Origin of the sequence: Pelomonas parva (assembly GCF_043555835.1) — a bacterium.
Lineage (GTDB): Bacteria > Pseudomonadota > Gammaproteobacteria > Burkholderiales > Burkholderiaceae_C > Pelomonas > Pelomonas parva.
In genome coordinates, this window is record NZ_JBIGHV010000003.1 from 292,975 (window position 1) to 306,031 (window position 13,057).

Genomic DNA, 13,057 nt, shown 5'->3' on the forward strand with positions numbered 1-13,057 from the left:
GCATGAGCAACGAAACCGGCTCTGCGATTGCTCGGGCACTGCTGATCTGGGTGCTGATCTTCGCCACGCTGGGCTTCGGCCTGGCGGGTTTGTGCGGCGCCACTTTCACCGTCATGTCGCTGCCCGGCATATTCCGTTGGCTGTCATCAGGCGACTGGACCGGCTTCTTCACCACGCCGGTGCCAGGCGTTGGGCTCCGGATGGGCCCCGGTGCCTTCCTCGAAATCTCCGTGCCCAGTCTGTTGATCGGCTGCGGGGTGGCCTGGTGGTGCGGGCGGAAGCTATGGAAGTGGTGGCGCGAGTGATCGCCAGCGCCACCACCGCCGCCTGGGCGCACACCGCCTTCGCCTACGCCGGCATGGGCCTCGGCGCGGCGCTGTGGCGCCGTTGCCTGCGACAACAGCACCGCGGCGGCGCGCTGGCGCCGGGCAACTTCGGCGTGCTGGTGGGCCTGCTGGTCGGCGCGGCCCTCGGCAACAAGCTGGTCTTCCTCATCGAGCGGCCGGATGTGGTGCTGGCCATGTGGCAAAGCCGCGCGCTGATGTTCCCCGGCCAGAGCATCGTCGGCGGCCTGCTCGGTGGGCTCATCGGCGTGGAGATCGCCAAGAAGCTCACCGGCCAGACGCGCAGCACCGGCGATGCGATGGTGCTGCCCATCGCGGTGGGCCTCGCCATCGGCCGCGTCGGCTGCTTCCTCGCCGGCCTGCATGACGACACCTACGGTCTGCCGACTGCTGCCCCATGGGGCATGGACTTTGGCGACGGCATCCCGCGCCACCCGACCCAGCTCTACGAGATCGCCGTCGTGCTGCCGCTGGGCCTGGCGCTGCACCGCGCCCGCCTGCCCACGCCAGGCCTGGCCTTCAAGCTGTTCCTGAGCGCCTACCTGCTGTGGCGCTTTGCCATTGAGTTCCTCAAGCCCGTGCCGGTCGCGTATCCGCTGGGCCTGTCGGGCATCCAGTGGACCTGTCTCGTCGCGCTGGCCATCTACCTGCCCCTCACGCTGCGCGCTGCGCGCACGCCCTCATGACCCGCAAAGTCCGCCCGTATTTGTTCTACGACACGACGCAGTCCGTCTGCACGACCTGCCTGCGCCCGGTGGAGGCCAAGATCGTCATCAAGGACGAGATGGTTTACATGGACAAGTGGTGCCCTGCCCACGGCACCGAGCGCGTGCTCGTCAGCGACGACGCGAGCTACTACCGGCAATGCCGCGAAGTCTTCGTCAAACCGCCCGAGATGCCGCAGCGCTTCGCCACGCCCATGAAATACGGCTGCCCCTACGACTGCGGCCTGTGCCCCGACCACATGCAACACAGCTGCCTGTCCCTCATCGAGGTCAGCGACCACTGCAACCTGCGCTGCCCGACCTGCTACGCGGGCTCGGGGCCCGAGCGGCTGTCGCACCGCTCGATGGACGAAGTCATCGCCATGCTGGACGCCGTCGTCGCCGCCGAGGGCGAGGCCGACGTGGTGCAGATCTCCGGCGGCGAGCCGACGCTGCATCCGCAGTTTTTCGACATCCTCGACGCCGCCAAGGCGCGGCCCATCAAGCACCTGATGGTCAACACGAATGGCCTGCGCATTGCACAAGACGCGGCCTTTACCGAGCGATTGGCGAGTTATGCGCCGGGGCTGGAGGTCTACCTGCAGTTCGACTCGCTGCGACGCGAAGCGCTGATGGACCTGCGCGGCGCCGACCTGCGCGGCCCGCACGAGGCTGCGCTGAAGCGGCTGGATGCGCTGGGCATCTCGACGACGCTGGTGATGACCGTCAAGCGCGGCATCAACGACGACGAGATCGGCGACGTGATCCGCCACGGCCAGAGTTTTGCCTGCGTGCGCGGCGTGACGCTGCAGCCCATCCAGAACGCCGGGCGTGTCGAGGCCTATGACGCGGCGAAGCATCGCCTGACGGTGAGCGAACTGCGCCGCCGCATCGCCGAGCAGAGCGGCATCTTCACACTGGCCGATGTGCTGCCCGTGCCCTGCAACCCGGACACGCTGGCCATGGCCTATGCGCTGCGCGGCCCGAACGGGCTGGTGCCACTGACGCGCTATCTCGACGCAGCCACGCTACTCAGCGGCGACCGCAGCACCATCGTCTTCGAGGGCGACCCGGCACTGAAGGCCTCGGTCTTCAAGCTGTTCTCCACCAACCACTCGCCGGAGAGCCAGTCCAACTGCCTGTCCGAGCTGCTGTGCTGCCTGCCCAAGATTGATGCACCCCAGCTCAGCTACCGCGACGTCTTTCGTGTGCTCATCGTGCAGTTCATGGACGCGCAATCGCTGGACATCCGCGCGCTGAAGAAGAGCTGCATCCACATCGCGCGGCCGGACGGGCGCATGGTGCCGTTCGAGGCGTACAACCTGTTCTATCGGGATGAGCGCCAGGCCGAGTTGGAACAGATCCGTGCGGAGATCGACGGGCAGCGCAAACAGCGGCTGCAGTTCAGGCCCAAAGTGGCGCCGCTCGTGCGCGCCTGACCTGAAGCGAGCGGCCCCTAAAGAGTCGGCACGCCGATCTCGCGCAGGTAGAGAAACATCGGGTCATAAAACGCCGCGTCGCGTGTCGGATCTTCTGGATCACCCCGCGGAACAACGATGACCATGCCTTGCCGCGCGCGAGTGAGTAGCACCCGGTAGGCATTCTTCAGGTAGAGCTGCCGTTCCGGCTTGTGGATGTTCTGCCACCTGTTGCCGACAAACTGGTGATGTCGCCAGCCGTCGTCGCTGATCCGCAGGTCTGCATCCCAGACCACGCAAGCCCAATCGAGTTCAAGGCCTTGGACGTGGAACTCCGTCGCCACGTCTTCGAGGTAGTAGGAAGAACGCACATCGTCCTTCTCGTCCAAGAACCAGTGCACCGGGTCCATCGGTGAACGCACGTCGATCGCATGAGGCTTCAACCGCTCGGCTTGCGATGAGACGACGATCCCATAGCGCTCCGTCCCGCGCGCTTGGGACTTGAGCCATTGCTTGGCTGCACCCAGATCGCGCGTGACGACGATCGGATAGCGCTGTTGAACGGCTTGTAGTGCAGCGGACGCCTGGGCCTTGTCGCGGTCCAGCAAATGCTTCACAAAGCTGGATACGTGTTCGGCTCTGAACGAGCGCATGGAGACGGCCAGATGCAGGCCTTCATTGAAAACGACATGGGCGCGCTGCTGCAGCGACGCAATCGCATCGGTGGCCGCGTACTCGCTGTCCGTCAGATGCGGCGACACGTGAACCTGCCACGAGGGGTAATGCCGCTCAACGGCCGCCAACCATTCGCTGATGCCAGCCTCGCCCGTGTTGATCTCCTGTCCGCCACCGACGAGGCAGATCACCACGGCCCAGTCTTCGTGCCGGTCCATGCACGAAATGAGGAACTCGGGCTCGGATCGGTTGAAGTTGGGGCGTCCCTTCTTCTGCGCCATGAACTTGCTGGTCTGTTCCAGCGTCCACGCGCGCTGCGCTTCATCGAAGATCACCACGTGGTCGATGGGCGCACGGTCGTCAACGAGGTAGGCGTCCCGAAAGTGGTGAACGTTCTGAATGAACGCCTCCACCGCCTTGCAGGCCTCGCCTTTCCGCAGACGCATGTTCTTCGACCGAGCCCGAGCCACTTCGTCACGGGCCAAGGCCTCGCAGAGGATCTTGACCAGCGGCCCGTTTCCAGAGAGGTAAACGCTGTGCAGCTCGCTGCTTGCGTCCATGTGCTTGGTCGCGACGTCAAGACCCACCAAGGTCTTTCCCGCGCCGGGCACGCCAGTCACGAAACAGATGGCCTTGCGTCGTTGCCGTCGTGCTGATTCGATGATCTGGTCGACGACGGCAGAGGTGACCGACAAGTTCTTGGCACCCGCATCACTGCGAGACAGGTCTGCGACCGAATGCTGCCCATACAAGGCCGAGGCGGCTTCCACAATCGTGGGCGTTGGCTTGTAGCGCCCGCGCACCCAGCTGTCGGGGTCGATGCCAGACCCTTCACTCAAAGCGAGCACTTGCTGGATGCACAAGCTCAATGAGGCGGGGTCAGTCCTGATGGGCAACAGAACCCCGTCGTTGTGATGGCTTGTCGCCACTGCGCTGAATCCTGCGGTGGCCTCCGTTGCAACGAGTAGCGGAGCAATCGTGACCCCATGACTTGGTTCGTGGAAGTTCTTCAGATCAAGTGCGTAGTCCCAGACCTGATCGAGCGCGGCACGCGTGAAGTTCGACTCGCCCACCTTGAACTCGATGACCAGCACTGTGTTGCGGATGAGTACCAGCACATCGATGCGGCGCCCCATCCGGGGAACGACGAACTCAAGAAAAATGTGTCCTGCTCGCCCCCATTCTTCGAGCTGAAGCTTGAGGATCTCGGTCTGTCGAACCCAGGCGTTGCGTTGACTCAGTTCAATCGAGAAACCAGAGTTCCGCGCCAACTCACCCAGTACGCTGTCTGCCGATGCGCGCAGGAAATCGTCGAGAGTCGATGCGTAGTAGGCACGGCTGACATTCATGTTTTTCAGTATCGAGCCTGCGGCTTCAAGCCGAGGGCGGCACCTCTCGCCCCCGCCTGAACAACCGCTTCACCCGCAGCTTGATCGCCCGGGCCGACCGCCACACGGCGCTCGCCCGCACCCAGGCCAGCAGCTCCGCCTTCCAGTACGTCCAGCGCTCATAGACTCGCGCGAACCAGGGCAGCTGCATCAGCGCCGGCTGGATGAGCTGGAACAGCCAGGCCAGCAGCGCCGTGCCGATCAGCTTGGCGGCAACGATGACGGCGATTCCCAGCGTTACGCGGCCCTCGGCCACCAGCCACACCGCCAGCAGCTTGATGGGCAGGATCAGCAGGCTGGGCAGCAACAGCACGACCAGTGCCCAGCGCGGCGGCAGGCGCTTGAGCAGGGCCTCGAACTGCCGGATGACCGGCAGCCTGGCCAGCAGCGAAAAGACGCGCCGCAGCGGCTCCCAGCCCCATTCCTCGAAGAGGATAAGCAGCGCGAAGACGAACCGAACCGTCCAGCGCAGCGGAGCCAGCAGGAGCTTGAGCATGACGCTCAGAGCTTGACCTTGCAGCGCAGCCCCGCCGGCAGCTCACCCTTCGCGTTGTCGATCTCCGCCACGATGCCAAACGTGCCGGCCGCCGCGTCCAGCACCCGGTCCACCGTGCGCACCTTGGCCTGGATGGGCTTGTCGGCGAACGGCGCCTCGGGCGTGACGCTGACCATCTGCCCCGGCTTGACCCGCGTGAACGCCTTGACCGGCAGCAGCGCCTGCACCTTCAGCGGGTGGGTCTGCGCGATCTTCAGCACGGGCTTCTTGGTGTCGCTGCTGTCCATCAGCGCGCCGGGGTAGAGGTACTGGTCCACCACGACGCCGCTGAAGGGCGCGAGGATCTGGCGGCGGCGCAGCTGGTCCACGGCCTGGCGGTGGTCCAGGCGGGCGATCTGGTTGTTCTCGGTGGCCGTCTTCAGCTCGGCCTCGGCGAGCTTGAGTTCGGCCTGCGCGTCTTCGACGGCCTGGGCGGAAACGAATTCCTCGGCGAGCAAGTCCTGCAGCCGACGCGCCTTCTCGCGCAGTGCGCCGACCCTGGCGCGCGACAGCTCCGTCTGACCTTGCGCGTCGGCGCGCGCGCGTGCCGACTCCGCCGCGCTGGACTCGACGCTGCTCTCGATGCTGACCAGCACCTGGCCCTGGCGGATGGCGTCGCCACGGCGGGCGTGCACGCGCTCCAGGATGCCGACGACGGGGCTGCGGATCTCCACCGTCTGGGCGGGTTCGATCATGCAGTCGTAGTCCTGCGCCCATGTGGGCAAGGCAGGCAGGCTGAGCAGGGCGAGGAGGAGGGTCGGTTTCATGTCGTTGTGCCTGCAATGCCAATGATGCGGTGTAACTCGCGGTCCTGGCGGAGGGTCTGTTTTCTCATCTGCCAGGCGCGGCGCTCGGCGGCGGCCTGCGCGATGCGCACGGCCAGCGGCAAGCCCTGACCCTGTGCAAGCGCTGCGCGCAAAGGCGCCGGCAGGGTCTTGAAGAGCGGGTCGTCCGCCGCCACCAGCGCGCGCACGCTGCCCGGCTGCCCCTGGCGGCCACTGCGGCCGAAGAGCTGGCGGTCCACGCGCGGGGACTCGTGGTATTCCGTCAGGATGACATGCAGGCCACCGGCAGCGAGTGCGGCCGGGTCGGGCTTGATGTCGGTGCCGCGGCCGGCCATGTTGGTGGCCACCGTGATGCGGCCGGAGATGCCGGCGGCGGCCACGACGGCAGCTTCCTCGGCGTCCTGGCGCGCGTTCAGCACGACGACATCGACGCCGCGTTCGGCGAACACGGCCGCGACGGCCTCGCTGGCCTCGACGCTGCGCGTGCCCACCAGCACGGCCTGGCCGCGCGCGGCCGCCGCGATGGCGTCGTCGGCCACGGCCTGCCACTTGGTTGAGGCGTTTGCAAAACACGCGGCCGGCAGCTCACGGCGAGCGATGGGCTTGTTCGTCGGCAGGCGGCGCACGCGCAGACGGTAGGTCGCCCACAGCTCGCGCGCGGCCTCGGCGGCGGTGCCGGTCAGCCCCGCCAGCAGGTAGTAGCGACGGAAGAAGCGCTGGAAGGTCATGCGCGCCAGCGTGTCGCGGCCGGCGGTGAGCTTGACGCCCTCCTTGGCTTCGATGAGCTGGTGCAGGCCCTGCTCCCAGCTGCGGTCGGCCATCACGCGGCCGGTGCTCTCGTCGACGATCTGCACCTTCAGGCCCTCCTCCGGCTTCTCGCCGGGGGCCAGGATGTAGTGCTGATCGCGCTCGTAGAAGTGCAGCGCCGTCAGCGCCTGACGCAGCAGCTGCTCGCGCCAGGGCCGGGCGCGCCAGACGGGGCGGATGCCGCCGGGCAGCGGTGGGCAGGCGTCCAGCGTGCCGGGCTTCAGCTCGACCTCGCGGTTAGCGCGCTTCAGCGCGAAGTGCTCGCCTTCCTGCAAACCACGCGCGGCGCCTATCGCCCAGGCCAGCAGCACGGGCTCGTGGATGCCCTCGGCCTCCTGCGACAGGATCATCGGCGTGCGCGCCTCATCGATGAGCACGCTGTCGGCCTCGTCGACGATGGCGAAGTGCAGGGCCGGGATCAGCGGCTCGGGCGCATCGCCACGAACGAAGCCGCGCACACCCGCGACGCGGCCGGGCAGCAGGCCGTGGCCGGCGAGGCGGTCCTTCAGGTAATCGAACACCAGCTCCTTGCCGCTGACGTAGCAGACGGCATGGCGGTAGGCGGCGCGGCGCTCGTGGGGCTCCATGCCGCCCTTGACGAAGCTGCCCGTCAGACCAAACAGCTCGAACAGCGGCCGCATCTCCTCGCTGTCGCGCTCGGCCAGGTAGTCGTTGGTGCTGACGACGTGCACGCGCGCGCCGCTGGCTGCCATCACGGTGGCGGCCAGCGCGGCCACCAGCGTCTTGCCCTCGCCGGTGCGCATCTCGGCCAGGCGGCCGGTGATGAGCAGGCGCGCGCCCGCGAACTGCACGGGGTGGGGCCACAGGCCCAGCTTGCGGCGTGCGGCTTCGCCGACGGCGCCGAGGGCACGGGCGAGAGCGGCGGCGTCGTTGGCATCAGCACGCAGGGCGGTCATGGCCCCGCTCAGTTGCTGCGTCAGAGCCTCGTCGCTGGTGTCGCGCAGCGGCAGTGCGGTGATGGCGGCGTTCAGCGCGGCGATGCTGCGGGCGGATTCGCTCTGCACCGGCAGCCAGCCGGCCGCATCGCGCAGCCAGCGCTCCAGCTTCTGGTCGCCCTCGGCACCGCGCTCGTCGCGCAGCGTGTCGGCGCGGCGGAACTCGGGGCCGGCGAGCGCGCGCAGCCAGCGCAGGTCGGCGGCCAGGCTAGACATTCAGCCTCGCGAGGAAAGCCTGCCGCAGCCGCAGCAGCCACTGCGCCGCCAGCGGCGTGGCGCCCAGGTCGAAGCGCACCCAGACCTTGTCGCCGAACACCGCGCTGGGCGAGGGATCGTCCAACTGCAATTCAAGATCGAACACGCGGCGCAGGCTGTGCCTGCCGCCCTCCTTGGCCGGGTCCACGCCGATCTCGCCGCCACCCGACGAACCCAGCGCGGCGGACACCAGCTCGAAGCCGCCGCCCGGCACCTCGCGGCGCACGCGGGCGTCAAGCATCGCGTGCGGCGTCTGCATCAGCCGCACCTGCACGGACTGCACGCGGTGCTTGACCATGTCCGCATCCTCCTGCGTGACGGCCACGCGCACGCGGTCGGTGGGGCCGGCGACGAGGTAGCCCAGCAGCTCGCCGCGCTTGACCGCGCGGCCGGTCAGCTCGGTGGGCGCGTCAGGCAACCAGCGGCCCGCCGTGGCGGCCACCACGTCCAGCGCGGTGACGCGGGCGAGCGCCTCGTCGTAGCGCGACTGCCGCGCGGCCAGTTCGCTGCGCAGCGGGATGGCCCGGGCCGGCTCAGCCACCTCGGCGCGGCGCAGGTTGGCCTCGGTCTGCGCGAGCGCGGCGGCGGCCTGCGTCAGCTCGGCCTGCAGCGGCAGGTTGTCGATCTTCAGGATGGGCGCAGCGCGCGCCACCACGCTGCCCGCCGCAGCCTGCACGGCGCTGATCTGCCCCGGCGCCTCGGCACGCACCAGCGCCTCGTCGGGCAACCAGACCACGCCCTGGTGCACCGAATAGAACGGCAGCGGCACCAGGCCCAGGAAGCCCAGCACACCGATGATCAACAACAGCGTACGCCGCTTGGCCAGGTCGCGCCGGCGCGCCAGCGAGCCGCCTTCGTCCAGATGCTTCCATGCTTTCCAGACCGGCATCACCAGCGCCTGCCAACCCGCCATGACGGCCATGATGGCGCCGATCAGCAGGTACTCGCTGGCGACGAACCAAATCAGGCCGACCGTGATGAGCAGGCGGTAGACCGGCGCGATGGCGCCGTAGAGGAACAGGATCCAGCGCTCACCCTGCGACGCCAGCGGCGGCTCCGCGTCCTTGGCGCCAAACAGGAAGCGGTCGCTCAGATAGACCCAGTAGTTCTGCGCGCGCTGCGCGAGGTTGGGCAGCTCCAGCAGGTCGGTGGCGATGTAGTAGCCGTCGTAGCGCATCAGCGGGTTGCCGTTGACGAGCAGCGTGGACACACCGGCGATCAGGATGACGTTGTACGCAATCGCCGTCACGAGCCCCGGCTCGGCCGCCAGCCACACGTAGACGGCCACTGCCCCCAGAGCCAGCTCGGCCAGGATGCCCGCCGCCGCCACCTGCGCGCGCGCCCACTTGGACGGGAAGCGGTAGGACGAGGTCGCGTCCACATAGGGCACGGGCGTGAAGATGATGAAGAGCAGGCCGATCTCGCGCACCGTGCCGCCACGCGCCTTCACCGCCAGGCCGTGCGCCCATTCGTGCACCGCCTTCACGGCCGGGTAGACGAACCACAGCAGCAGCAGGTTGCTGGCCGACAGCACGCGGTCCGACAGGTTCTCGGTCAGCGCCTGCCAGTGCTGGGCGCCCAGCACGGCGGCCGGCACGACGAGCGCCAGCCACAGCAGCGCCACCGGCAGGCTGAACAGCAGGCGCGCCAGGGCCGTCTGCTTGTCGAACCACGCATCCGGGTGAAAGAGCGGCAGGCGCAGGCTCATCGGGTTGAGCCAGTTCTGCTTGAACTTGGCCTTGCGCTGGCGCTGGAAGCGCTCGAACACCTCGCCGGCGTCGGGCGAGACCTGGCTCTGCAGCAGGTCGTTGGAGTGCAGAGACGACACCAGCTGCACCAGCTCATGCTGCGAGATGCTGGCGCCATCGTCGCTGGCGGCGGCGCAGGCGGCGTCCCAGACCTGATCCAGCGTGCGGCGGCCGTCGCACAGCGACAGCACGCGCCAGACCTCGGGCGTCATGCGGTGGAAGCGCTGGCTGACGGGGTCGGACAGCAGCACCCAGGAGCGACCACGCAGGCGGCGGTGCAGGGGCTCGACGCCGTCACGAAGCCTTGGCCTCAGGTGCCGTAGCGCATGCCAGTGCTCCGAAAGCAGCGCCTGCATGGCTTCAGATCCAGTATTGCCAGAGCTTCAAACGAAGCCACGCGACCGACTCGCGCGTCCAGATCGTCACCAGGTTGGACGTGCCGACGACGACCTTGGACACGCCCTGCATGCCCGGGCTCAGCGGCGGCGTCTCGCCCACCCACGCCGCCTCGGCGCGGAAGCCATTGGTGCCGTCCTGCACGCTGGCCGTGGCCGTCACGCGGCTCAGCTCGAAGTCGTGGCCGTCCTGTGGCTGCCCCGCCAGGCGCAGCACGCCGCGCTGGCCGGTGCGCACGCGGGCGATGTCGTGCTCGGGCACATGCAGCACGACGCGGTAGCCCTCGGAGGCGATCTCGAACATCTCCTTGCCCAGCTCGGTCGGCGCGCCGACCTGCTGCACCCAGTCGCCGCTGACGACGAGGCCGGCGATGGGCGCGACGAGCTGCGCCCGCGCCAGCTTGGCTTCCACCAGCGCCAGCTGGCCCTCGGCGCCCTGCAGCTCGGCGCTGGCCATCGCCACGCTCGCGGCCTCGCGCTCGGCCATGGCCTGGCGCAGCTTGGCGGCGGCCTGGTCGCGGTCGCCGCGCAGCCGGGCCTGCTCCAGCTTCAGCTCGCGGTCGTCCAGACGCAGCAAGACCTGGCCCTGGCGCACGCGGTCGCCCGGCCGCACCAGGGCCTCGGCGATGAAGCCCTCGAACGGCGCGGTGACGAGCTGGCGCGTGCGGCCTTCGATGACCGTGTGGGCCGTGACGCGGTCGTCCACGGGGATGAGCAACAGCACGGCCAGCACGAGCACGACCGCCGCGGCGCCGGACTTCCAGGCCCAGTGGCCGGGGCCACGCAGGCGGCCGCCGACGCGGCGCAGCGCGCGCCAGGTCTGGATGGGCAGGGGCAGTTCGGCCGTGCGCCAGTGGCGCAGCAGCGGCTCCGCTAACGCCGCACTCGTGCGCAGCACCTGCTGGGCGGCGGGCGTGGCCTGCCCCTGCGCCACCAGCACGGCGACGACCTCGCCCTGGTCCAGCAGCGGCAGCGCCCAGGCTTCGGGGTCGGTCAGCTCGCGGCCTTCGACGAAAGCGCGCTGGGCGATCTCCGTGGCCGCCTGCACGGCCGGGCTGCCGGTCTCGGCGTAGGCGACATCGGCGGCCACCCACCAGCGCGCGCGCTCGTGGCGCACCTCGAACAGCGCCAGGCGCAGGTCGCCTGTCGGCGGCAGCTCGCGCCGCGCCCAGGCGGCCGTGCGGTTGACCCAGTCCTGTGCACCGCCGCGCGCGTCCTTCTGCGACGCGACATGGCCCATCAGCTCCAGCAGCTCGGCGGCGCGCTGGTTGTGCGCCAGGCTGGCCGCGCTGAGCGTCAGCTGCAGCCAGCCCAGCGACAGCAGCAGCAGTTGCAGGCTGCGGTCGTTGTGCGGCGGGCTCAGCAACGCGCCGACGATGCCGGGCTGGCCGCTGGGCAGCATCAAGTGCGTGGCAACGAGAAGCTCTGCCGTGGTCACGCGGCCCAGCGCGACGGGGCTGTCGCGCGTGACACGGGCGCGGGCTTCCGCCCAGGCTTCGGCCACGTCCGCGCGCTCGAACGGCGCGCGCCAGGCCGCGTCCGCCGCATGCAGCGCCACGCCCTGGCAGCCCAGGCCAGCAGCATGCAAGCGCTGCAGCCACATGGCCAGCGCCGGTGCCAGCTCGGCGGCCTGCGGCGTAGCGGAGGGCGGCGGCAGCACCGCCTCGTGGTCACTCATGAGCCACTCCGGTCGCGGGCTCGACCCATTTCGTTCGGCTGATGCGCCACGAGCTGCGCGTCCAGCGCCTGCCAGTCGGCGTCGCTCAGCGCGCCGGACAGCGCGCGCAGCTTGAAGTAACTCGCCCAGGCGTCGTGCCGCGCGCGAGAGAGATCGCGTCGTGCCTCGAAGAGCTTGCCCTGGGCCTCCAGTACATCAGCATTGGTCTTGATGCCCACCTCGAAGCCTCGCTGGTTGGCACGTACCGACAAGGCCTGCGAACGCTCGGCCGTGCCCAGCGCCTTGGCCTGCGACAGCGCCGACAGCGTGGCCACGAAGGCCTGGCGCACGCCGATGACCAGCGTGCGGCGCGCCAGGTCCAACTCGCCGGCGGCCTTGTCGCGCAGCGCCAGCGCCTCGACGACCTTGGACTGCGTGGCGCCGCTGGCGAAGATGGGAATGGTCAGCGTCACGCCGACGGCCGTGGTGTTGCCGGTGCGCGGGAAGATGCTGGTCACCGTGCCGTTGTCGTTGGAGTGGGTGTAGCTGGCGTTCACGTCCACCGACGGCGCATGGGCCAGCGAGGCCTTGCGCGTCTCGGCCTCGGCGGCCTCCACGGCGAGCCGGGCCTGGCGCAGCGAAGGGCTGTCGACCTCGGCCCGTGAGAGCCAGTCCAGCACACCGTCGGCCCGCAGCGAGGGCAGCGCGTCGGGTGCGACGGCACGCAGCAGCAGCGCCGGCGTCGGGCCATTGGCGATCTCGGCCAGCACCTGCTGGCGCAGGTCCAGCTCGGCCTCGGCCGCCAGCGCCTGGGCGATGGCGTTGTCGACACGCGCCTCGGCCTCGCGCACCTCGGGCGCGGCCGCGCGGCCGACCTGGAAGGCGCGCTTTGCCGCCGCGAACTGCTCGGTGTAGGCCTCGCGCAGCGCGGTGGCATGGGCCAGCACGTCGCGCGCCTTGAAGACCTCCAGCACCGCTTCGGCCAGGCGCTGCTGGGCCTCCAGCCGCGATTGCGCCAGCGCGTTCTCGGCCTGCTCGAACTGGCTGCGCGCGGCCTGCACGGCCGGGTAAAGCGCGCCGCGCCACAGCGGCTGCGCGACCTGCAACACATACTGGTCGGAGCGCAGGCCGCGCGCGTTGTAGGTCGGCGGCTCGGCGTAGCGGCTCTTGTTGCTCGTCACCGTGACGTTGGCCGTCGGCCCGAAGGCGGCCTTGGCCTGGAACAGGCGCTGGTCGGCCGCGCGCAGCGAGGCGGCGGTGGCGCGCACGGCGGGGTCGGCGTCGAGCGCGCGGGCGGCCAGTTCGGGCAGGGTCTGGGCTGCGGCGGGCAGCGCGAGCGACAACAACAGGAGAGGTCGGATCAAGAGGGATAGCCCAAACGAAACGCGCC

General features: G+C 69.3%; 10 protein-coding genes. 3 read left to right on the plus strand and 7 right to left on the minus strand.

Annotated features, from left to right (window positions below):
• Positions 1-2 precede the first annotated feature (2 nt).
• Genes ACG00Y_RS08925 through ACG00Y_RS08935 form a run of 3 tightly spaced genes read left to right on the plus strand, consistent with a single transcriptional unit; the run spans position 3 to position 2,487 of the window.
• Positions 3-305 (plus strand): hypothetical protein, encoded by a 303-nt coding sequence (locus ACG00Y_RS08925; RefSeq protein ID WP_394477984.1) that lies wholly within the window; start codon positions 3-5, stop codon positions 303-305.
• Positions 302-1,030 (plus strand): prolipoprotein diacylglyceryl transferase, encoded by a 729-nt coding sequence (locus tag ACG00Y_RS08930; protein WP_394477985.1) that lies wholly within the window; start codon positions 302-304, stop codon positions 1,028-1,030. The genes ACG00Y_RS08925 and ACG00Y_RS08930 overlap by 4 nt, the downstream gene beginning before the upstream one ends.
• On the plus strand, positions 1,027-2,487 hold the full coding sequence (locus ACG00Y_RS08935; protein ID WP_394477987.1) for a radical SAM protein: 1,461 nt from the start codon (positions 1,027-1,029) through the stop codon (positions 2,485-2,487). Before ACG00Y_RS08930 ends, ACG00Y_RS08935 begins: the two co-directional genes overlap by 4 nt.
• 17 nt (positions 2,488-2,504) lie before the next feature.
• Here the strand turns inward: ACG00Y_RS08935 and ACG00Y_RS08940 are convergent, their stop codons facing one another.
• From ACG00Y_RS08940 to ACG00Y_RS08970, 7 genes are read right to left on the minus strand one after another with little or no spacing between them, the layout of a single operon-like run.
• Positions 2,505-4,490 (minus strand): DUF2075 domain-containing protein, encoded by a 1,986-nt coding sequence (locus ACG00Y_RS08940; RefSeq protein ID WP_394477989.1) that lies wholly within the window; start codon positions 4,488-4,490, stop codon positions 2,505-2,507.
• A 25-nt stretch (positions 4,491-4,515) separates the two neighbouring features.
• Entirely contained in the window at positions 4,516-5,025 is a 510-nt protein-coding gene (locus tag ACG00Y_RS08945) for a hypothetical protein (RefSeq protein WP_394477991.1), read from the minus strand.
• A 5-nt stretch (positions 5,026-5,030) separates the two neighbouring features.
• Positions 5,031-5,831 carry an efflux RND transporter periplasmic adaptor subunit gene (locus tag ACG00Y_RS08950; protein WP_394477992.1) on the minus strand — a complete coding sequence of 267 codons (801 nt, stop codon included), beginning with the start codon at positions 5,829-5,831 and terminating at the stop codon, positions 5,031-5,033.
• Entirely contained in the window at positions 5,828-7,828 is a 2,001-nt protein-coding gene (locus ACG00Y_RS08955) for a preprotein translocase subunit SecA (protein ID WP_394477994.1), read from the minus strand. Before ACG00Y_RS08955 ends, ACG00Y_RS08950 begins: the two co-directional genes overlap by 4 nt.
• Complete coding sequence (locus ACG00Y_RS08960) at positions 7,821-9,971, minus strand: hypothetical protein (RefSeq protein ID WP_394477996.1); 2,151 nt, start codon at positions 9,969-9,971, stop codon at positions 7,821-7,823. Before ACG00Y_RS08960 ends, ACG00Y_RS08955 begins: the two co-directional genes overlap by 8 nt.
• Positions 9,972-9,975: 4 nt before the next feature.
• Positions 9,976-11,688, minus strand: coding sequence for an efflux RND transporter periplasmic adaptor subunit (locus ACG00Y_RS08965; protein WP_394477998.1), 1,713 nt, complete (start codon positions 11,686-11,688; stop codon positions 9,976-9,978).
• Positions 11,685-13,031 (minus strand): TolC family protein, encoded by a 1,347-nt coding sequence (locus tag ACG00Y_RS08970; protein WP_394478000.1) that lies wholly within the window; start codon positions 13,029-13,031, stop codon positions 11,685-11,687. Before ACG00Y_RS08970 ends, ACG00Y_RS08965 begins: the two co-directional genes overlap by 4 nt.
• Between the last annotated feature and the right edge of the window lie 26 nt (positions 13,032-13,057).